Below are 19198 nucleotides of genomic sequence, written 5' to 3'. Positions count from 1 at the left end.
GGTGGGGAGTCGTTGCCCGCACGCGACCGGAGAGGCGGCCGCGCACGCGGCCCGATGGACGGAGGGCCGGGGAGATGGACGCGGTGCGGTCGCCGTCTCAGTCGTGCGCGGTGCGGCTGTCGGCGGGCACGGCCGCCCGGTCCTTCAATCCGTAGTCCCTCAGCACGTGCGCCACGCGCAGCCGGTAGTCGTTGAACACCCCCTCCCGGCCCTCGCGCTGTGCTTCACGGTGGGCTTCCAGCCGCCGCCACTCCGCCACTGCCGCCTCATCGCGCCAGTAGGACAGCGACAGCAGCTTGCCGGGCTCGCTGAGGCTCTGGAAGCGCTCGATGGAGATGAAGCCATCCATGCCTGCCAGCAGGGGACGCAGGGACGCGGCCAGGTCCAGGTACCGCTGATGGTGGTCCTCGTGAGCCCAGGCTTCGAAAATGACAGCGATCATCATGGTCCTCTCAGGATGCGGGTGTTGGTGGAAGCGCGCCAGGTGACGGGGCCCGACAGGGGAGACAGGTCCAGGCCGCTCGCGAGCACCTGTTCCGCCGCCGCGACGGCCATGGTCTCCGCCAGCCGCTGGCCTGGACAGGCGTGAGTACCCAGGCCGAAGGTGAAGGTCCGGCGGTCCACGCGCCGGGGCAGGAAGTCGTCGGGCCGGGGATTCTCCTGGGGATCGCGATTCGCCGCCGCGAGCACGACGACCACGGTCGCACCTGCTTCCAGCTCCTGGCCCGCGACGGACACCCGCGAGTGGACGAAGCGCCGGGTGTTCTGGACGGGGGATTCGTGCCGGGCCGCCTCCCGCACCACGTCCTCCATGGTGCATTCACGGCGTGCGAGCTGCGTCCGCAGCGACGGCATCCTGGCAATGGCGAGCAGCGACGCGCCCAGGAGCCCCGCCGTGGCCTCATAGGCTTGAGTGAGCAGTCCCACCGCGTTGGGTGTGCGCAGCTCGGCTGGCGCACCGCCCTCCTGCATTCGCGCGGAGAAGCGGCTCAGCAGTGCTGGCCTCGCTTGGGCGCAGTCCTCCACGCGCCCGGTCAGCCGCGCGGCGCTCGCCGCCCCCTCGCTGACCGCCTGGGAATGGACGACCGAGCGGACATAGGCCTCCACGTCCCGCACGCACGCGTCCAGCCCGTCCTCTGGAAGGCCCAGCAGCGTGCCGAGCACGAAGACAGGCAGCTGGAGTGCCCGGGTTGGAAGGAGCGCGATGGAGGGCTCCGCGAAGAGCCGGGCGGACCAGCGGCGGCTCTCTGCTTCCAGCGCCGACATCATCTCTTCCAGCGAGCTCGCCAGGGCCCGCTTCACGGTGGGGAACGGCCCTCCGTCATTCATGCGCACCAGGCGTCCAAAGAGCGCGCCCGCGGCGGTGCCGCCCAGGTGCGGGGGGACGGGCTCCGCCAGAGGCCGCACCCGGCAGTGCTCGCTGGTGAGCACGGCCCGGACCGTGGCTCCGTCCGCCGCGATCCACGGGTCGAACCCTTCGATGCGGTGCAGTCCTCCCCTGGCACGAAGCCCCGCGTAGAACGGGTAGGGGTCGGGATGGGTGACGGCCAGATACGGGTCGGTGGGCGGTCTCATGGGGCCTCGCTCGCGGAGACTCTCGTCGTTCTTCAGGCCTCGGTGCTAGGAAAGGGTTCGTCATGGAGCGAACGATGAATGCAGGGCCGGACCTCGCGACGCTCGCCAGCGCGGTGGGCGACGCCACGCGGATCCGGATGCTGGAGCTGCTCATGGAGGGGCGTGCGCTCGTCGCGAAGGAGCTCGCGTTCGGCACCGGCGTCAGTCCGGCGACGGCGACCGCGCACCTCCAGCGGCTGGAGGGGGCCCGGCTGCTTCGCTCCACGCGCCAGGGCCGCAACAAGGTGTTCCGGATCGCCACACCCACCGTGGCGCGAATGGTGGAAGCGATGATGGCGGTGGCGGTCCGGGGGCCTCGGGCCTCCGCGACACCGGAGCCCCTGCGGGCCGCGCGCTACTGCTACGACCATCTGGCGGGCAGGCTGGGGATGGACATCACCGACGCGCTCCTGCGGGCCGGGCACCTGTCCCTCCGGCGCAGGGCCTTCGCCCTGACGGACACGGGAGAGGACTGGTTCACGGCCTTCGGTATCGAGGTGGCCCCGCTGCGCGAACAGCGTCGCCAGTTCGCCCACCGGTGTCTCGATTGGAGCGAGCGGCGCGACCACCTCGCCGGGGCGCTGGGGGCCGCGCTCGCCTCGCGGGTGTTCGCGCTGGGATGGGTTGAACGTCAGCCCGACTCCCGGGGCCTCACCGTCACGCCCACGGGACAGCGAGGACTGCGGCGTTACTTCGGTTCGCCATGAGCGGACCCGCGACGCCGAGGCACTTCTAGAGCTTCACCCCCACGGTGGTGCGCAGCTGCGTGTCCAGGGGCGGCACCGTCGCGGGGGGCGCGCTGTCGTAGGTGAGGTTGAAGCCAATGCCCACCGTGACCCGGGGGTTGGGCGTCACCGCGAACAGCGTCTCGTTGAGCACGCGCAGGTCGGAGGGGCGCGTGACGCGCGGTTGGAAATAGACCGTCTCCACCAGCTGGATGTTCTCCATCAACTTCAGCCGGCCCAGCAGGTAGCTGGACACGCGTGGATCCGTGTAGCGGTCGCCCGCGTCCGCCTCGCCGTCCTTGCGCAGCCGCTCGTGTTCGACCATCAGCGCGACGCCGAAGGTGAGCCCCGTGGCGTCCTCGTTGAACAGCACGACGCGGGGCCCGGCGCCCAGCAGCGCCCGGAACTGGAGCCGGCGGAACTCGTTGTATTCGTGCTGGGCGAAGACCTCACTGGACACGCTGTCGCTGAGCTTCCGGCGGTAGCGGACGTGTTCCAGGACCTGGCTCACGATGCGCTCGCCACTGGCGAACGAGTACTCCCCGCGGATGATGCCCAGCCACACGTTCCGCTCCGAGCGCAGTTGGCCCACCAGCGAGCCCCGCACGGTGAAGAGCCGCGTGCTGCCCGTGCGCCAGTCGCCGCCCAGCTCGATGGACGCGGCGGGCCCCAGCTCCGCCTTCTCGTCGAAGAGCGCCTGGACATTGACGATCTGTGCCGAGGCGGCGCTCGCATGGAGCAGCACCCCCAGCACCAGCCCCCACCCACCTGTCTTCAGTTGTTTCATGCCCCTCCGCTGTGCCTGTTCAAGGGGGCCGGTTCAACCCTGTTCTGCATGGGCGATGGAGTGCCGGGTCGGCGCTTGACGGCGGCGGGGGAGGGGAGCATGCCTGCGCCGTTTCGCGCCCCTTCAGCCACCCGGAGCCCGCCCATGCAGGTCCACATCATCGATGCCTTCACCCGCACCGCCGGTGCCGGAAACCGCGCGGGCGTCGTGCTCGACGGCGCGGCGTTGGACGTCCCCACGATGCAGCGCACCGCCGCGGCGGTCGGTGCGTCGGAGACCGCCTTTGTCTTGTCCCGCCCGGGCGACCCCACGGTGCGCCTGCGCTACTTCACGCCCATGGATGAGATCGCCTTCTGCGGCCACGCCACCGTGGCCACCTTCCACCTGCTCGCGGAGAAGGGCCTGCTGCGAAGCCCGGGTGTGTACACGCTGGAGTGCCCCGCGGGTTCGTTCGACATCGAGCTGGAGCCCCGGGGCGCGCGGGAGACGCGGGTGTGGATCGTCACCCCCCAGCCGCCCGTGCAGCCGAACCCCGTGGCGATGGACCCGCTGATGGCCGCCGTAGGGGGCACGGCCGAGCAGGTGGACCCGGCGCTGCCGGTCATCCGCCAGGGCCACCGGTTGATGGTGCCCATGAAGCGGCTGGCGGACCTGGAGGCCCTGACGCCCCGGGGCGCGGTGTTGAACACGCTGCTGATGCCTCATGGGGTTCGCGGCGTCTACCTCTTCACCCGCGAGGCGAAGGAGGAGGGCAGCGTGGCGCAGGCGCGCTACTTCGTTCCAGGCTTTGGCGTCCTCGAGGATCCCGTGACGGGCTCCGCCGCGGGGCCGCTGGCAGCCTACCTCGTCGAGCACGGGAGCCTCCGCCTGCCAGCGCAGGGAGGTACGGTTCACAGCCGCATCGAACAGGGAGACACGCTCGGCAAGCCGGGCCGCATCGACATCCAGGTGACGGGCCGTCCCGGCCACATCGAGCGCGCCCGTGTCGGCGGGGTGGCGCTCACGGTGATGGACGCGACCCTCCTCGCGTAGCGCTGGCCGCCAATGACAGACAGCGGAGGCCTGACGGGCTGCCACGAGGCTGCCGTGCCCGGCTCTTGATGGCCTCCCCGTGCGCCGCAAGCTTTGGGCTGGGACAATCACGTCCCTGCTTGCTTCGCCGGTGCTGCGCGGTGGCCGGGCTCATCGGGGAAAGGATGTCATGGCAGCCGACAACACGAACCCGGGGGCGCGCGGGTCATCCCCCGCCTCGCCCGCGGTGAAGAATGCCCAGGAAGGCGCGTCCGGTCCCAGGCAAGCCGGCGCGCCCAAGTCCCCTCCCCAGGCACAGGAGCCGAAGCAGGGAGCCGGCATCACGCGCCGCGAGTCCTATTCCCCTGCGCCGTTGCGTGACGTCCTCTCCCTGAGCCCGTTTGGCCTGATGAGCCGGATGATGGAGGACATGGATCAGCTCTTCACGGACTTCGCGGGTGGCGCCCTGGGCTTGCGGGGGCGTGGCGCCCCGGAGGGCGGCTTGTGGTCGCCGCAGGTGGACGTGCTGGAGCGGGACGGGAACCTGCTGGTTCGGGCGGACCTGCCGGGCATGAAGCAGGAGGACATCCGCGTCGAGGTGCTGGAGGACCTGCTCGTGCTCGAAGGCGAGCGCGCCTTCGAGCAGGAAGGGGAGGAAGACGGCATCTGGAGCATGGAGCGCGGCTCCGGTTCGTTCCGCCGGGCCATCCCCCTCCCGGAAGGCATCGAGACGGAGACGGCCCAGGCGCACTTCGAGAACGGCGTGCTGGAGGTGTCGCTGAAGCTTCCCCAGGCCAGGTCCGAAGGAAGGCGCATCGAGGTGAAGGGGGGCTCACGCCCGACGCAGAAGAAGCCGGTCCACTGAGCCACGGGCGCTTCAGCGCTTGTGGGTGTGACGACGGCCTTCGTCCTCCACGACGGCCGCCGCCACCTTCTCCGCCGAGTCCCGCAGCTCCTCCAGGGGCGGCGCGTGCCAGGACTCGAAGGCGAACAGCTTGTTCATCAGCTTGCCGGCCTGATAGCCCGGCCGGAGCCCCAGCGCGTCGAACATCCACCCCAGGGCCCGGTCCGCGAAGCCATACCAGGCCTCCTCGCAGGCCGTGGCCTGGATGGTGATGTCCAGCGTCGCGACCAGTCCGTCCGCCAACGCGAGCATCCGGATGTCCGTGTCATCAGGCGCCGAGGGCAGGTCGCGCCGGAGCGCTTCAAACCGGGCGTCCAGCTTGAACAGCCATTCCCGCGAGCGCTCCAGCGCGTCGATCATGAGCTGGATGTTGTATTCAACGCTCATGTTCGGCGTGGGCTTCTGTCTGAAGAACCGGTGACACCAGCAGTAGCCACCGATGCTCTCATTGCCCAGGAAGACGCCCGTCTCCGTGTACCAGGGACCCAGGTTCTGTTCGAGCAGCCGCTGGATGTGTTTCGCCATCGCGTCGTGCTGCGCATCCGTCAGCTTGCGCGTCCCCGGCGGGACCTGGGGCGTCAGGTATTCACGCAGCAACCGGATCAGCTTCTCCGGCTCGTAGCCGTCCAGGCTGTCGCGAATGCGCTGCCAGGAGCCCAGGGCCGTCTTGCTCACGGCGCCACCGACGCAGCCACCCTCGCCGCCGCGGACCTGAGCGCGTCTTCGGACGGCGCCACCCAGGACCCGAATACGAAGCACGTGTTCATCAGCTTCTCCGCGGCCGGCTTTACATACAGGTCCAGCGCCGTGACGCACCACCACAGTGCCCGCTCCGCGATCCGATACCAGGCATCCTCGCAGCCGGTCATCCTGGCGGTGACCTCCACTGTCTCAACCAGTCCGTCCGCGAGCGCCCTCGCCCGGCGCTTCGCGTTGCCAGCGGCCGCCGCCAGCTCACCCCGCGTGGCTTCGAACACGGCGTCCAATGCATCCAGATACTCTTGAATCCGCTCCAGCGCCTCCAGCATGAGCTCGATGTTCTCATCCACGTCCCGGGTGGGCACGGGCGCCTGATTGAAGAACGAGTGACACCAGCAGTAGCCCCCCAGGCTCGCGTTTCCCAGGGAGAGGCCGCTCAGGTTGTACCAGGGGCCCAGCTCGCTCCAGAGCAGCTGCTTCACCTCCTCGATGCGCGGCTGGAGCGCAGGCTTCGAGAAGTCACCGGCCTTCAACGGGGCCAGGACCTCTCGCAGCCGGGAGGCCAGCGCCACCGGATCATAGGCGGCCAGGCTCGCGCGGATTTGTCGCCACGAGTTCAACGAATCCTCAGGGTTCATCCGTGCACCTCGTTGCGACACGGGGCGTCCGGCCCCGCGATGCTCCGCGCCAGCAACCTCGCCATCCGGGTGTAGCCCACGGCGTCTCCCGGCCGCTTGGGCCAGAGCACCACGGGGGCCAGCGGCGGGGTGGGCAGCCGGCCCCGCCGCAGCATGAACTCCAGCCACAGCCGCGCCGCCCGGGCGTTGCCGTCCGGGAACGGATGGAAGAAACACAGGTCCAGGTACAACCGCGTGGCATGCGCCACCGGATGGCGGGGCTCACGAGCGTCCGCCTCCACCTTCGCGCGGAAGTCCGCCTCCAGGCCCGGTGTGTGCGCGTAGCGGTGCGCGCCTCCATGCGCGAACGCGTCCCCGGTGCGAAAGCCCGTGGGCCCGCCCAGCGCCTCCGCCTGGGCCTCCGCCATCCGGGCGAACGTCAGGGGCTCCCCCGCGTCCGCCCACCGCCGGACCCGGTGCAGGGCCCGCTCGAAGCGCTCCGTTCGCGCCACCCCCTGGGAATCATGGGCGGGTGCGTCATGGCGGTGCAGGAAGTCCTCCTGGGCGCGCGTCTCGTGGAAGGGCTGCCGCGACGCCGCCGCCAGGTCCGCGCGCAGCGCCGGCAGGTCCCAGTCCAGGCCTCGCGTGGCCTCCCGGTGGGGCGCGAGCTGCTCGGTCGGGGACGGGGCTTTCACTCGGGATCCAGGGAAAACGACGAGGGGACAGCCCATCACGAGCAGCCCCGGGTGACAAACACCCCGGGCCCTTGAGGCCTCTGGTGGGTCATGGAGTGGAGCCCCGGCTCACAATTGCGTAAACAAGCCGTTCTCGCAGCAGGGAGATGGCACTGAATGAAGACGTTCCTCGTGGTCAACCCGCGCAGCGCCAACGGGCAGACGGGGAAGCGATGGGTGGAGATCTCCGCGCAGGTGGGCCGGGTGCTCGGTGAGTTCGGGCATGGCTTCACCAGCGGCGGCATGGATGCGGCGCGTCTGGCGCGGCAGGCCATCGAGGACGGCTACGAGTGCATCGTCGCGGTGGGCGGCGACGGCACCCTCAACGAGGTCACCAACGGCTTCTTCCGCGACGGGCAGGTCATCAACCCGCAAGCCACGCTGGGGCTGCTGCCCCGGGGCACGGGGGGCGACTTCCGCCGCACGTTCGGGTGGGACCTGGAGCTGACGTCCGCGCTGGAGCGGCTGCGCACGGAGAAGACGGAGCCCTTCGACGTGGGGCGGCTGGAGTTCATCGACAACGACGGCAACCCAGCGACGCGCTTCTTCGCCAACATCGCGTCGTTTGGCGTGAGCGCGGTGGTGGCCCGCGAGGTGAACCAGGGCAGCAAGGCGCTGGGCGGCAACCTGAGCTTCATGTGGGGCACCGTGAAGGGCCTGATGAAGTACACCGAGCAGCAGGTGCGCCTCACGGTGGATGGCGGTGCGCCGGAGACGGTGAGCGTCACCGCGGTGGCCGTGGCCAACGGGCGCTACTTCGGCAGCGGGATGTTCGTCGCGCCGGACGCGCTCACGCACGACGGGCTCTTCGACGTCACCCTCTGGTCCAACTACGGCCTGTCCGACTTCGTCCTCAAGTCGAAGGGCGTCTACAACGGCGACCACGTCAACTGGAAGGGCACGCGCCGCCTGCGCTGCCGCACGCTCCACGCGGAGTCCGAGACGGGCGACGTGTTCCTGGACGTGGACGGGGAGACTCCGGGCCGGCTGCCCTGCACCATGACGCTGCTGCCGGGGGCCATCCGCCTCAAGGTGTAGCGTTGGAGTGGGGCGTGCGCGAGCCGTGCTCCACGGGCGCGCCGGTGGAGAGGGGCGCGGGGCGGTACCAGCTCGTCTGCCCGATGAGGTGCCGCGTGAAGCCGTCCTCCACCAGGGGCGCGGCCTCCGCGGCGCCCAGCACCAGGTAGCCGTCGGCGTGCAGCATCCGCCGCACGCGGGCGAGCACCGCGCGCCGCGTGGGTACGTCCCAGTAGATCATCACGTTGCGAAGCAGCACGAGGTCCACGGGCGCCTCCAGTGGGAAGTCCTCCATCAGGTTGAGCGGGCGGAACTCCACCGGCTTGCGCACCTGTTCGTTCAGCCGCCACCCGTCGCGCTCCTGGTGGAAGTAGCGCTGGCGCAGGACGGGCGTCACGCCGCGGTGGAGCTCCTGGGCTTCATAGCGGGCCTCGCTGGCGCGGCTGAGGGCGCGGAGGGAGAAGTCGGTCGCGAGGATGCGCACCGTCCAGCCGGTGATGAGCAGCCCCGCCTCCGCCAGCGTCATCGCCACGCTGTAGGGCTCCTGCCCGTAGGCGCACGCCGCGCACCAGATGCGCAGCGTCCGCGTCCGGCCGCGCCGGGCCAGCAGGGCGGGCAGCACCGTGGAGCGCAGGGCGTCGAACACCGGCGCGTCCCGGAAGAAGGCCGTCTCGTGGTTGGCCAGGGCCTCGGCCAGCCGCTGGTGGAGCGCGCTGCCCTCGGGCTGCGAGCGCAGCCGCGCCACCAGGGTGGTGATGTCGGGGAGTCGCTCCTCGCGCATGAGCGGCGTGAGCCGCGTCTCCACCAGCGCGTGCGTGTCGGACTCCAGCACCAACCCGGACCTTCGCAGCACGCGCTGGCGCAGGTAGGAGAAGTCCTCGGGAAGCAGGGGCATGACTACGTCCTCTTTCCGCGTGCTTCCACGCGCCGCACCAACTCCGTGGCCAGGGTGTCCAGCGGCACCACGGCGTCCGCGAGCCCCGCCTGCTCCACCACGCCCGGCATGCTGCCGATGACGCAGCTGGCCTGGTCCTGCACCACCACCTGACCGCCCGACTCGCTCACCCGGCGGCATCCGCGCAGGCCGTCCTGCCCCATGCCGGTGAGCACCACCGCCAGCACGCCCGGGCCGTACACGTCCGCCGCGGAGCGGAAGAGCAGGTCCACCGCCGGACGGCAGGCGTTCTCCGCGGGCCCCTGATGCGTGTGCAGCCGCACTCCCGCCGCATCCCGGCGGACGGCCAGGTGGAAGTCCCCCGGCGCGACCCACACCGCGCCAGGCTGGACGAACGCTCCGGACACCGCCTCGCGCACGCGCAGCGAGCTCGCGGCCTCCAGGCGCTCCGCGAGCAGCCGGGTGAAGAGGGGCGGCATGTGCTGCACGATGAGCACCGGCACCGGCAGATCCGCGGGCAGCGCGGACACCACGCGCACCAGCGCGCCGGGGCCCCCGGTGGACGCGCCGATGACGATGGCCTCCACGCGCGAGGGCGCGTGTGCGCGGGCCCGGGGCGCGCGTGGGACGGAGGCCTGCGCGGGGGGCGCGGGGGACGCGCGCACATGGAGCGCCTTGAGCTTGCGCACCAGCTCTTCCCGCACCGCCTCCACGGTGACGTGCAGGCCCCCGGCGGAGGTGGGCTTCGTCACGTAGTCACGCGCCCCCAGCGCGAGCGCCTCCAGGGTGAGGACGCCCGCGCGTTCGGTGAGCGCGCTGAACATCACCACCGGCAGCTCTGGCGCGCGCTGTCGCAGCAGCTTGAGCGTCTCCAGCCCGTCCAGGTCCGGCATCTCCAGGTCCAGCAGCACCACGTCCGGCTGGAACTGCTCCACCTTCGTCAGCGCGATGCGGCCGTTGGGCGCGGTGGCGACGACCTCCAGGCCCGGATCCGCGTCCAGCAGCAGGGACACCTGCCGCCGCACCACGGCCGCGTCGTCCACCACCAGGACCCGGATGGCGTTCATGGGCCCCCTCTTCACCGGGCCGCGTGCGCGACCGGGCAGCGGCCCCCGGCGGGGGAACTGGAGGCCGCGTTGCCGTACACCTCGTGCCGGGGCCGGCTCGCGAGGATGGCGCTGGCGCCCCAGTCCGTCACCCGGTGGAAGGCCTCCGAGGTGACGAAGGCGTCGAAGCCCTCGCGGGTGTGCCACTCGGAGACGATGAGATAGCGGCCCGGAGCCTCCACGCTCCGGAACAGCTCCGTCCTGGCGTGCTCGGGCAGCGCTCGCATGGCCTCCAACACGAGCGCGAACTTCCGCTCGAAGGCCTCCGCCTTGCCCTCTCGCACTTCGTAGTTCATGCCGATGGTGACCATCCGCCACCTCCTTGTCCGTCGTTCACTCGAGCCAGACCCGGACTTGCCGGTCGCCCTCGTCCAGGTGGAACAGCTCCGAAGGCCGCAGCCCCGAGGCCACCGCCGCCGCGCCGATGGCCGCTGGATCCAGGCCCCGCGCCGCGAGCCTTCGCGCCAGGTCGTCCGGCAACAGCTCTTCCAGGTGCGCCGTCACATCCGCGCGGAAGGTCAGCGCCACGCGCGTGAGGCACCCTTGCGTCACCCGCACCCGCAGGTACCTGGCCGCCCCCTCGAGGTGCGAAGCGGGCGGTGGAAGCGGAGGCGGCAGCGAGGGGGCGCGCGCCTCGTCCAGCAGGGGGCCCCAGGCGAGCGGCGCGTCCAGCACCTCCAGGTGGCGCACCAGCCCATGGAACGCGCGCAGGACGTAGAGGTGCGAGGCGGAACCTGCCGCTCGGAAGTTCCACCGGTGGGGCCCCAGGGCTTCGGAGATCCGCGCCCCCAACCGCCAGCTCCTGACCTCGAAGGGGCGGTCCTGGAGGAAGGGCTCCAGGAGCACCTGGCTGATGGCGGGCAGCGCCTCCGCCATGGGCTCCAGCAGCTCTGGCGCGAAGCCCAGCGTGACCCACGCGGATAGCAAATGGTCGGCCTCCGGCGCGGGTCCCCGGAGGAGCGCGATCAACCGGCCCAGCCCCAGGGGCAGCTCGGGTTGAATCGGCTTCACGCAGCCGAAGTCGAGCACCCCCAGCACGGGCCGTCCGTCCGGGCCTCGTGACACGCGGTAGTTGCCCGGGTGTGGATCCGCGTGCAGCACGCCCCACGTGAAGCAGCCGTGGAGGAACAGCCGCACCAGCGTCGTGGCCAGCGCGCGGCGGTCCGCGTCGCTCCAGCGCCGGGCCTCCGCCAGCGGCTGGCCTTCCACCCAGCTCATCACCAGCAGGTCCTCGCGCACGAGCGCGTCCACCGGCACCGGGGAGGTGACGCCCGGCACCTCCGACAGGCGCGCGTTCGCGTCCCGCAGGGCCTGGGCCTCAAGGTGGTAGTCCAGCTCGCGCTGGAGCATCTCCGCCAGCTCGCGACGGTAGGCGGACAGGTCCAGCTTCCCGCGCCAGCCGCCCAGCGGCGCCGCCAGCCACCCCAGCGCGCGCAGATCATCCCGCACGGCGTCCACGATGCCCGGGTGCCGCAGCTTCACCGCCACGGCACGCCCGTCCCGCAGCACGCCCCGGTGCACCTGCCCCAGCGACGCGGTGATGCCCACGCCCTCCAGTGTCGCGAACACCTCCCGCCACGGCCTGCCCAGCCGGCGGGAGATCTCCTCCAGCGCGGCCTCGGGCGCGAGCGGGGAGGGCGCCTCCGCGAGCGAACCGAACCCCGGGGTGTCCGTGCCCAGCTCGGAGAGCGTGAGCACCTGCCCCACCTTCTGGGGCAGCCCGCGCAGCCCGAGCAATCGCTCGGCGAGCTCGTGCCGCGCGGGCTCCACGTCCTGGGGTCGGGACGCGCGCCGCAGGCGTTTGGAGGCCTGGGCGACGCGGCCCAGCTCCCACCATCGCATCAGTCCGGTTCTCACGCGCCGTGGCTCCCGAGTCCTGACCGCGCGCTACTTCGACCGGTTCTGCTTGTCCGTGGTGTCCACCTGGATGACCAGCCGTTGCAGTGACTGCGCCATGTGGGCCAGCTCCACCGCCGAGCGCTGCGTGCTGCCCGCGCCCTCGGTGGTGCTGCGCGCGGCCTCCGCCACGGCGGCCATGTTCTCGGAGATCTGTTGGCTGCCCTTGGCCGCCTCTCCCACGTTGCGGAGGATCTCCCCCGCGGTGGCCGTCTGCTCCTCCACGGACGACGCGATGGAGGTCTGCAACTCGTTGATCCGGCCGATGGTGGCGCCAATCTCCAGGATGGCGTTGACCACCTCCTCGGTGTCCCCCTGGATGCTGCCAATCTTCAGCCCGATGTCCTCCGTGGCCCGGGCCGTCTCGCGCGCCAGCTCCTTCACCTCGTTGGCCACCACCGCGAAGCCCCGACCCGCCTCGCCCGCGCGCGCCGCCTCGATGGTCGCGTTGAGCGCCAGCAGGTTGGTCTGCTGCGCGATGGAGGTGATGACCTTGATGACCTTGCCAATCTCCTGGCTGCTCGTCCCCAGCTTGCCCACGACGACGGACGTGCCGTCCGCCAGCTTGACGGCGGAGGACGCCACCCGGGCCGCGGTGCTCGCGTTGCGCGCCACCTCCCGGATGTTCGCGTTGACCTCCTCCATGCCGGACGCGACGCGCTGCACGTTGCGGCTGACCTGCTCGGCGCCCGCGGACACCTGGGTGGCCTGCGCCGCGGTCTCCTGCGCGTTGCTCACCATCTGCTGGCTGACGCTGGACAGCTCCTGGGACGACGCCGCGAGCGTCTGCGAGTGCTGCGTCACCTCCTGGAAGATGCCGCGCAGGGTGGTGTCCAGCTCCTTCTCCCGCTGCTGCACGGCGAGCTTCTCGGTGATGAGCTCCCAGGTCACCATGGGCCCCAGGTAGCGGCCCTGGCCGTCGTACACCGCCGTCACCAGCAGGTCCGCGATCTCCGGCCCGATGGGGATGTTCGCGCGCACCGGCAGGTTCTTGTCGTTGGCCAGGATCTTCCGCTGGTACGCCGCGTCCCGGTGGAAGACGTCGATGGTCGAGCCGATCACCCGGTCCGCCGTCACCGGCAGGTGCTTCTCCACCCGCTGCAACAACCGGCGCGATGCCGGGTTCAGGTAGACGATCCTCAGGTCCACGTCCGCCACCATCACGCACGTGGGCGCGTTCTCCAGCATGGCCCGCAGGCGCGCCATCTCCGTGTCCGTGCGCTGCTTCTCCGTGACGTCCGTCCAGTTCACCACGTAGCCGGTGAGCGCGCCCGCCTTGTCCAGGATGCCGTCCACGCGGGCCTTGAGCTGGAGCGCGCCCACGGAGAAGGCGGCCTCGTGAGGCAGCGCCGACGGCGTGTTCAGCCGTCCCTCCTCGCGCCGCAGCTGGTGTTCGAAGCGGGAGAGGAAGTCGCCGCCCGCTTCGTCCGCGCCATGGCTTGGGAACGCATCGCTCTCTTCGATGCGCTCGATGGCCTCCATGGCGGACGCGTTCGCGAAGACGATGCCCAGGTCCATGTCCAGCACGAAGAGGTTGACCCGCGCCGCGTCCAGCAGCGCTTCGCCCAGGCCGCTCCCCAGGGACATGGACGCGCGGCGGCGGGAGGAGCGCGGCGCGCGGGAGGGGCCCTTGGCGATCCGCCGTCCCGCGGTCCGGGGCGAGCGCGCCGGAGCCTGAGGCGTCGCGGGAGGGGAGGAGGACTTGGGCGCGGACGGGCTCACGATGTCGTCCCGCAGCGCGCCCACCGCCGCCAGGACCTCCTGGGCGAGGGGGCCCGGCACGTCCAGGTCGTCCAGGACATGGGCCAGGTGTTCGGCGACGCGCTCGAAGTGCTGGGGCTGAAGGTCCATCCTCGCGTGCACGTCACGCATCGACCGGCCGTGATAGAGCGCGGGCCCGCCCAGCAGCTGCGTGAGGTAGGTGACCATCTGGCGCTGCAGCGGGACCAGGTCCGTGCGGTGGAAGTAGGGCGTGAGCTGGGTGTCCGTCATCACGCGCGCGTAGAGCTTCTGCACGGCGGCCGTCAGGGCGGCCTTGCCCCCCAGGCGGTGGAAGAGGCTGGTCTTCTCGGTGGGCGCGGAGGTGCGGGCCATCAGTGGGGCTCCTGGGGAAGCGCGGAAAGGGAAGGGGATGCGGCGGGGTTGGACGCGGGCGACAGCCCGTCCACCACCGCGTCCGCGGACAACACCAACAACAGCCGGTCTGGAAGCGCGTGGACGCCCAACAGCAGCGAGCGCAGGGGCCCGCGCAGGTTGTCTGGCACCGGGGCCAGCTTCGCGTCGACGAAGGGGAGGATGTCGCCAATGGCATCCACGCGCAGGCTCACCGCGCCGTCGTCACCGCGAAGCACCACGTGGGGCGCGTCCGCGGGGGCCGTGGCCTCCGGCAGGTCCAGGCGGCGGCGCAGGTCGATGGCGGGGACGATCTGCCCGCGCAGGTTGAGCAGGCCCGCCACCTCCGGCGGGGCGCCAGGGACGCGCGTGAGCGGGGGCGGCAGGAGGATCTCCTGCACCCGCTCGATGTCCAGGCCGAACAGGTGCTCGCCCACCAGGAACGAGCAGAGCTGGCGCGGGTCGCTCATGGCGTACCGCCCGTCAGCAGCTCCGGGTGCACGGCGCGCACGGTGCCCTCCACGTCCAGGAATTCGGTGGCCCGGCTCTGCACCACCATGGAGCCCAGCACTCCCGGGCGCCGCGTCTCGCGCTGGAGCGCGAAGTCCACCTCCGCGATGTCGAGGATGGCGTCCACCACCAGCCCCACGCGCGTCTCCGCGTGAGAGGTGACGACGACGGACAGGGACGCGCCCGCCGCGGCCTGGAGCGCCTGGGTGAGCGTCTCCGTCGCGCCCTGTCGAGACGCCAGCACGGAGGCCACGCGCACCAGCGGGAGGAGCTGGCCGTGGTAGCGCGCCATCTCCATGCCTCCGCTCAAGCGCTCCACGTCCGAGGCGGGCAGCTCCTCCAGCCGCGCCACGCGCGACAGCGGGATGGCCACGCGGCCCTCCTCGCCGGTGCGGCACAGGAGCACCCGCTCGCGCGGCGCCTCGGGCCGCGGCGCCACCTCCGGGACGGGCTCGGGGATGACGACCTGGGCCTGCGTCTCGTCGAGGGTGCCCGCGCGGCGTCCCAGCCCCATCGCGTCCAGGATGAGCGCCACGCGCCCGTCGCCCAGCACCGTCGCGCCCGCGTAGCAGGCCAGCCCCTTCAAGTGCTTCCACAGCGGCTTGACGACGATCTCCTCGGTGTCGTGGATGGCGTCCACCCACAGCCCGAAGGAGTGCTCCCCGGCCTGCAACACGACGACGGTGACGCCTTCGTCCAGGTCCGGCATGGCGGGCCCCACGCCCAGCTCCGAGGCGAGGACGACCAACGGCATCAGCTCCCCCCGGAGCCGGAGCACGCACGCGCCCTGGATGCGGGTGACGTCGCGCCGGGCCTGCTCCGGCTCCAACCACACCACCTCGCGGAGGCTGGCCTGTGGCAGCGCGTACCGGTCCCCCCGGCAGGTGACGAGCAGCGCGGGGATGATGGCCAGCGTGAGGGGGATCTTCAGGGTGAACGTCGTGCCCTGGCCGGGCCGGCTGTGCACCTCCACGGTGCCGCCAATGCGCTCCACCTGCGTGCGCACCACGTCCATGCCCACCCCCCGGCCGGACAGCGACGTCACGCGCTCGGCGGTGCTGAAGCCGGGCATGAAGATGAGCATCAGCGCGTCCGCGTCCGGCAGCCGCGCGGCCTGCTCCGCCGTCAACAGGCCCCGCTGCACCGCGACCTGACGCACGCGCTGCACGTCGATGCCCGCGCCGTCGTCGGACATCCCCAGGTGCACGAGCCCGCCCTCGTGCGACGCCCGCAGCGTCACGCACCCCACGGGCGGCTTGCCGCGCTCGCGGCGCTGCTCGGGCGTCTCCACGCCGTGGTCCACGGCGTTGCGCAGCAGGTGGGTGAGCGGATCATGCAGCGCCTCCACCAGCGTCTTGTCCAGCTCCGTGTCCGCGCCCTGCAACTGGAGCCGCACCTGCTTGCCGCACCCGTTCGCCAGCTCGCGCACGAGCCGGGGGAAGCGGTTCCACACCTGCCCCACGGGCTGCAGCCGCGTCTTCATCACCACCTGCTGGACCTGGGTCGTGACGACGTCCAGCCGCTGCGACGCGGTGACCAGCTCCGCGCCCGGCGCGGGGGACGTGGCGCACTGGAGGATGCGGTTGCGCGCCAGCACCAGCTCGCCCATCAGGTTCATCAGCCGGTCCAGCAGCGCCACGTCCACGCGCAGCTTGGAGTCCATGCCGGTGGCCGCGCCGCGCCAGGGCAGGGTGCCCGGTGGCGTCAGGGGCTCGGAGGCCGCCAGGGGCGCGGACGCCGCCGTCGCGCCCGCCATCCGGGCGAACAGCGCGGAGTGGTCCACCGCGGGCTCCAGCCCCGTCGCCTCGATGTGCTCCAGCGCCCCTCGCGCCGCGTCCGCGATGGCCAGCAGCGTGGAGACGCGCTCCCGGTCCAGCGTGAGGCGCCTGTCGCGCGCCAGCCCGAGCAGCTCCTCCGCGGCGTGCATCAGCGCCTCCAGGCGGGAGAAGCCCAGGAAGCCGCAGGTGCCCTTGACCGTGTGGAGGCTGCGGAAGAGCTGCGCCAGCAGCGCCTGCGAACCCGGCTGAGCCTCCAGCTCCAGCACCGTCGCCTCGATGCCCTGCACGTGCTCGCGGGACTCGACCAGGAACTCCCGCATCACCTCATCCCAGCCCGGAGTCTCAGCCACGGGCGGCGCGTCCCCGCGCGAACGCTCGCGCGCCATGTCTGTCTTTGAGATGGAGTATGCCGGCGCTGCCCATGGGCAACGGCCCCCCCGACCCGCAGGACTCCCGAGTCGAGACGCCAGCATGGCGCAAGCGATTCGGAATGGGAATGCTGTCCCCCAGGGAAGGGGGCCTGATCAGAAGAACAGGCGGAGCAGGTCGTACCGCGTCTCCGCTCCCAGCTTTCGCAAGAGATTGGCTTGATGGAATTTTACGGTGCGTTCGGTAATGCCTAACACCGCGGCGATGTCGGTGGAGGAGCGGCCGAGCGCGAGGTAACGCAAGACATCACCCTCCCGCTCGGAGAGCCGCGCGGTGAGCGCCATCCTGCGCACCTTCGCCTCGAAGAGGCCGGTGAGCGTGGCGTCGCCAATCGTGTGCACGGTGATCCGCGCGGTGCCGGCCCCGGTCGGGGTGGCGGTGACGACCTCGTAGCCGTCACTGGCGGCGTCCGCGTGCCGCACGATGGTGTGGGGCCAGGCGGTGGTCGCCGCCGCCGTCAGCGGGCAGTCCAGACAGGGCGTGTCGCGGTGGGCGAAGGCGCCGAAGCACGGCCGGCCCACCCGGTCGTCCGGCTGCGGCGTCCCCGAGTTCCAGACGGCCTTGAGCGTCCCGAACGACGCCAGCTCGGTGGAGATTTCATAGCTCAGGTCCTGATACGGCCCCGGGGCGTGGGGGCCGGAGTCCTCCGGCTCTCCGGGGGCGGGGAGGATGGGCCCGGCGCGCGTGACGATGGCCACCAGGCGCAGGGGCGGGCGCCCCACGGCGGCGACGTCCAGCTCCACCGGCAGCCGCTCACCCTCGCGGGTGAGGACCTCCGTCTCCAGCCGGTGCTCGGCGCTGGTGAAGATGGCCCGCAGGGCCCGCCCCACCGCCGGGCCGTGCTCCCGCGGTGTGCAGACGTCCGTCCAGCGTCGTCCCAGCAATTCCTCGCGCGGCCGGCGCAGCAGCGACGTGAACGCGACATTGGCCAGCTCGATCCGGCCCCTCCGGTCCATCACGACGATGGGACGCACGTCCCGTTCCGCCAGCAGCGATGCGGTCGATGACCAATCCATGGTGACCCCCCGCGTGTTGCGCCCACGGCCAGTCTATTAATGGATATTGATGAATTGCGTGGCTTCATCATTTTGCCGCGAAGTGACAGGGTTTGCAGCTGGACAAACATCCCAGCGCGGGCCGCGGCCGCGACGGCGCGCGCACCCGTCTGCCTGGAGGGCGTGCCAGAAACCTGGAACGTCGCCCTGAATCCAGGCAACCTCCTGCATCCCCCGGGCTCCTGGATTACATCCAGGGGCCACCCTCGCAAGCCTGGCTCGGGAAGGGAGCCGACCGCATGAGCGCACCGCGACGACCCGCGCAGTTCGACCTCTTCACTGGCGCGGCGGAAGAAGCCCCGGTGTCGTCCCGGCGTCGCACCCAGCCGGTAGGGCCGGCCCCCGCGTCCGACAGCCTTCGCGCGTTGGGGGAGCAGCTGCCCCGAGGCGTCTACCTGGGCACGTCGTCGTGGACCTTCCCGGGCTGGAACGGCCTCGTCTATGACCACGAGGCCAGCACGACCCAGCTGGCGCGCGAGGGCCTGGGGGCCTACGCGCACCACCCGGTGCTGCGCACGGTGGGCATCGACCGGACCTTCTACGCGCCGGTGCCCGCCGCCACGTTCGCCGAATATGCCCAGCAGGTGCCTGACGGTTTCCGCTTCCTCGTGAAGGCGCACGAGGCCTGCACGCTGGCGCGCTTCCCCGTCCACGAGCGCTACGGCGCGCACCGGGGGCAGGCGAACGAGCGGTTCCTCCAGGCCGCGTACGCGGTGGATCACGTCGTGGCGCCGTTCCTGGAGGGGCTGGGCGACAAGGCCGGCCCGCTCGTCTTCCAGTTCCCGCCGCAGGACCCGGCGGCGCTGGGCGGCCCCGGGCGCTTCGTGGAGCGGCTGCACGCGTTCTTCTCCGCGCTGCCCCGGGGGCCGCTGTACGCGGTGGAGGTGCGCAACGAGGAGTTGCTCACGGAGGCCTTCGCCCAGGCGCTCGCCGACACGGGCGTCAGCCCGGTGCTCGCGGTGTGGGCTCACATGCCGCCGGTCGCCCGGCAGGCGAAGCTCACGCGCGCCTTCGAGTCCCGCGCCGTGGTGGTGCGCTGGATGCTGCCGCCCAACCTCGGCTACGAGGAGGCCTACGCCCGCTATGCGCCGTTCAATCGGTTGGTGGACGAAGATGTTGGCACCCGGGACGTGCTGGCCCGGGTGTGCATGGCCGCGGTGCGACGCGAGCGCCCCGTCTTCGTGACCATCAACAACAAGGCGGAAGGGAGCGCTCCGCTGTCCGCCGTCCGCCTCGCGGAACGCGTCGTGTCACACAAGGAGGAGGGCGGCCAGCGGGCTGTCGCGCACGCAACATGACTTGCGCGTGA

General features: G+C 71.5%; 19 protein-coding genes. 5 read left to right on the top strand and 14 right to left on the bottom strand.

Features of this window, described 5'->3' with window-relative positions:
* Nucleotides 1–97 precede the first annotated feature (97 nt).
* The gene (locus FOF48_RS12545) at nucleotides 98–445 is read right to left on the bottom strand and encodes an antibiotic biosynthesis monooxygenase (protein ID WP_255442108.1); all 348 of its coding nucleotides are present in this window, start codon (nucleotides 443–445) and stop codon (nucleotides 98–100) included.
* Nucleotides 442–1575: a cytochrome P450 gene (locus FOF48_RS12540; protein ID WP_143901196.1), complete on the bottom strand. Its 1134-nt coding sequence runs from the start codon at nucleotides 1573–1575 to the stop codon at nucleotides 442–444. The genes FOF48_RS12545 and FOF48_RS12540 overlap by 4 nt, the downstream gene beginning before the upstream one ends.
* A gap of 62 nt (nucleotides 1576–1637) precedes the next feature.
* On the opposite strand from FOF48_RS12540, the gene FOF48_RS12535 reads away from it, so the two are divergent.
* Complete coding sequence (locus FOF48_RS12535; protein WP_143901194.1) at nucleotides 1638–2321, top strand: helix-turn-helix transcriptional regulator; 684 nt, start codon at nucleotides 1638–1640, stop codon at nucleotides 2319–2321.
* A gap of 25 nt (nucleotides 2322–2346) precedes the next feature.
* On the opposite strand, the gene FOF48_RS12530 is transcribed toward FOF48_RS12535, so the two are convergent.
* The gene (locus FOF48_RS12530) at nucleotides 2347–3126 is read right to left on the bottom strand and encodes a YdiY family protein (RefSeq protein ID WP_143901193.1); all 780 of its coding nucleotides are present in this window, start codon (nucleotides 3124–3126) and stop codon (nucleotides 2347–2349) included.
* 144 nt (nucleotides 3127–3270) lie between these two features.
* On the opposite strand from FOF48_RS12530, the gene FOF48_RS12525 reads away from it, so the two are divergent.
* Together FOF48_RS12525 and FOF48_RS12520 are read left to right on the top strand one after the other, a co-directional pair.
* Nucleotides 3271–4158, top strand: coding sequence for a PhzF family phenazine biosynthesis protein (locus FOF48_RS12525; RefSeq protein ID WP_143901191.1), 888 nt, complete (start codon nucleotides 3271–3273; stop codon nucleotides 4156–4158).
* 169 nt (nucleotides 4159–4327) lie between these two features.
* On the top strand, nucleotides 4328–5002 hold the full coding sequence (locus FOF48_RS12520; protein WP_143901189.1) for an Hsp20/alpha crystallin family protein: 675 nt from the start codon (nucleotides 4328–4330) through the stop codon (nucleotides 5000–5002).
* 12 nt (nucleotides 5003–5014) lie between these two features.
* Here the strand turns inward: FOF48_RS12520 and FOF48_RS12515 are convergent, their stop codons facing one another.
* The 3 genes from FOF48_RS12515 to FOF48_RS12505 are packed head-to-tail and all read right to left on the bottom strand — an operon-like array spanning nucleotide 5015 to nucleotide 7052.
* A complete protein-coding gene (locus FOF48_RS12515) occupies nucleotides 5015–5716 on the bottom strand; it encodes a hypothetical protein (protein WP_143901187.1) in 702 nt (233 codons plus the stop codon).
* Complete coding sequence (locus tag FOF48_RS12510; RefSeq protein WP_143901185.1) at nucleotides 5713–6378, bottom strand: hypothetical protein; 666 nt, start codon at nucleotides 6376–6378, stop codon at nucleotides 5713–5715. Before FOF48_RS12510 ends, FOF48_RS12515 begins: the two co-directional genes overlap by 4 nt.
* The gene (locus FOF48_RS12505; RefSeq protein WP_143901183.1) at nucleotides 6375–7052 is read right to left on the bottom strand and encodes a Fic family protein; all 678 of its coding nucleotides are present in this window, start codon (nucleotides 7050–7052) and stop codon (nucleotides 6375–6377) included. The genes FOF48_RS12510 and FOF48_RS12505 overlap by 4 nt, the downstream gene beginning before the upstream one ends.
* 156 nt (nucleotides 7053–7208) lie before the next feature.
* Here FOF48_RS12505 and FOF48_RS12500 point away from each other — a divergent pair, with 156 nt between their 5' ends.
* Nucleotides 7209–8129: a diacylglycerol kinase family protein gene (locus tag FOF48_RS12500; RefSeq protein WP_143901181.1), complete on the top strand. Its 921-nt coding sequence runs from the start codon at nucleotides 7209–7211 to the stop codon at nucleotides 8127–8129.
* Here the strand turns inward: FOF48_RS12500 and FOF48_RS12495 are convergent.
* The 8 genes from FOF48_RS12495 to FOF48_RS12460 form a co-directional block, all read right to left on the bottom strand.
* Nucleotides 8119–9003, bottom strand: coding sequence for a protein-glutamate O-methyltransferase CheR (locus tag FOF48_RS12495; RefSeq protein ID WP_143901179.1), 885 nt, complete (start codon nucleotides 9001–9003; stop codon nucleotides 8119–8121). The genes FOF48_RS12500 and FOF48_RS12495 overlap by 11 nt on opposite strands.
* A gap of 2 nt (nucleotides 9004–9005) precedes the next feature.
* Complete coding sequence (cheB, locus tag FOF48_RS12490; protein ID WP_143901177.1) at nucleotides 9006–10070, bottom strand: chemotaxis-specific protein-glutamate methyltransferase CheB; 1065 nt, start codon at nucleotides 10068–10070, stop codon at nucleotides 9006–9008.
* An 11-nt stretch (nucleotides 10071–10081) separates the two neighbouring features.
* On the bottom strand, nucleotides 10082–10420 hold the full coding sequence (locus FOF48_RS12485; protein WP_143901175.1) for an antibiotic biosynthesis monooxygenase: 339 nt from the start codon (nucleotides 10418–10420) through the stop codon (nucleotides 10082–10084).
* A 22-nt stretch (nucleotides 10421–10442) separates the two neighbouring features.
* Nucleotides 10443–11966 (bottom strand): AarF/ABC1/UbiB kinase family protein, encoded by a 1524-nt coding sequence (locus tag FOF48_RS12480; protein WP_143901173.1) that lies wholly within the window; start codon nucleotides 11964–11966, stop codon nucleotides 10443–10445.
* 30 nt (nucleotides 11967–11996) lie between these two features.
* Complete coding sequence (locus FOF48_RS12475; RefSeq protein ID WP_143901171.1) at nucleotides 11997–14099, bottom strand: methyl-accepting chemotaxis protein; 2103 nt, start codon at nucleotides 14097–14099, stop codon at nucleotides 11997–11999.
* Nucleotides 14099–14587: a chemotaxis protein CheW gene (locus FOF48_RS12470; RefSeq protein ID WP_143901169.1), complete on the bottom strand. Its 489-nt coding sequence runs from the start codon at nucleotides 14585–14587 to the stop codon at nucleotides 14099–14101. The genes FOF48_RS12475 and FOF48_RS12470 overlap by 1 nt, the downstream gene beginning before the upstream one ends.
* Nucleotides 14584–16755: a chemotaxis protein CheA gene (locus tag FOF48_RS12465; RefSeq protein ID WP_221938230.1), complete on the bottom strand. Its 2172-nt coding sequence runs from the start codon at nucleotides 16753–16755 to the stop codon at nucleotides 14584–14586. Before FOF48_RS12465 ends, FOF48_RS12470 begins: the two co-directional genes overlap by 4 nt.
* 174 nt (nucleotides 16756–16929) lie before the next feature.
* Nucleotides 16930–17850: a PAS and helix-turn-helix domain-containing protein gene (locus FOF48_RS12460; RefSeq protein WP_143901165.1), complete on the bottom strand. Its 921-nt coding sequence runs from the start codon at nucleotides 17848–17850 to the stop codon at nucleotides 16930–16932.
* Nucleotides 17851–18128: 278 nt separating this feature from the next.
* Here FOF48_RS12460 and FOF48_RS12455 point away from each other — a divergent pair, with 278 nt between their 5' ends.
* Nucleotides 18129–19187 (top strand): DUF72 domain-containing protein, encoded by a 1059-nt coding sequence (locus FOF48_RS12455; protein ID WP_143901163.1) that lies wholly within the window; start codon nucleotides 18129–18131, stop codon nucleotides 19185–19187.
* Nucleotides 19188–19198 lie beyond the last annotated feature (11 nt).

This window comes from Corallococcus sp. Z5C101001, assembly GCF_007352635.1.
In the GTDB taxonomy this organism is placed as follows: domain Bacteria; phylum Myxococcota; class Myxococcia; order Myxococcales; family Myxococcaceae; genus Corallococcus; species Corallococcus silvisoli.
This window is presented reverse-complemented; position numbering and strand designations above follow the sequence as displayed.

What these genes read in the sequence shown, in the direction of transcription:
- FOF48_RS12545 (WP_255442108.1), bottom strand. Translation starts at nt 445, where the DNA reads ATGATGATCGCTGTCATTTTCGAAGCCTGGGCTCACGAGGACCACCAT.
- FOF48_RS12540 (WP_143901196.1), bottom strand. Translation starts at nt 1,575, where the DNA reads ATGAGACCGCCCACCGACCCGTATCTGGCCGTCACCCATCCCGACCCC.
- FOF48_RS12535 (WP_143901194.1), top strand. Translation starts at nt 1,638, where the DNA reads ATGGAGCGAACGATGAATGCAGGGCCGGACCTCGCGACGCTCGCCAGC.
- FOF48_RS12530 (WP_143901193.1), bottom strand. Translation starts at nt 3,126, where the DNA reads ATGAAACAACTGAAGACAGGTGGGTGGGGGCTGGTGCTGGGGGTGCTG.
- FOF48_RS12525 (WP_143901191.1), top strand. Translation starts at nt 3,271, where the DNA reads ATGCAGGTCCACATCATCGATGCCTTCACCCGCACCGCCGGTGCCGGA.
- FOF48_RS12520 (WP_143901189.1), top strand. Translation starts at nt 4,328, where the DNA reads ATGGCAGCCGACAACACGAACCCGGGGGCGCGCGGGTCATCCCCCGCC.
- FOF48_RS12510 (WP_143901185.1), bottom strand. Translation starts at nt 6,378, where the DNA reads ATGAACCCTGAGGATTCGTTGAACTCGTGGCGACAAATCCGCGCGAGC.
- FOF48_RS12500 (WP_143901181.1), top strand. Translation starts at nt 7,209, where the DNA reads ATGAAGACGTTCCTCGTGGTCAACCCGCGCAGCGCCAACGGGCAGACG.
- FOF48_RS12495 (WP_143901179.1), bottom strand. Translation starts at nt 9,003, where the DNA reads ATGCCCCTGCTTCCCGAGGACTTCTCCTACCTGCGCCAGCGCGTGCTG.
- cheB (WP_143901177.1), bottom strand. Translation starts at nt 10,070, where the DNA reads ATGAACGCCATCCGGGTCCTGGTGGTGGACGACGCGGCCGTGGTGCGG.
- FOF48_RS12485 (WP_143901175.1), bottom strand. Translation starts at nt 10,420, where the DNA reads ATGGTCACCATCGGCATGAACTACGAAGTGCGAGAGGGCAAGGCGGAG.
- FOF48_RS12475 (WP_143901171.1), bottom strand. Translation starts at nt 14,099, where the DNA reads ATGGCCCGCACCTCCGCGCCCACCGAGAAGACCAGCCTCTTCCACCGC.
- FOF48_RS12470 (WP_143901169.1), bottom strand. Translation starts at nt 14,587, where the DNA reads ATGAGCGACCCGCGCCAGCTCTGCTCGTTCCTGGTGGGCGAGCACCTG.
- FOF48_RS12460 (WP_143901165.1), bottom strand. Translation starts at nt 17,850, where the DNA reads ATGGATTGGTCATCGACCGCATCGCTGCTGGCGGAACGGGACGTGCGT.
- FOF48_RS12455 (WP_143901163.1), top strand. Translation starts at nt 18,129, where the DNA reads ATGAGCGCACCGCGACGACCCGCGCAGTTCGACCTCTTCACTGGCGCG.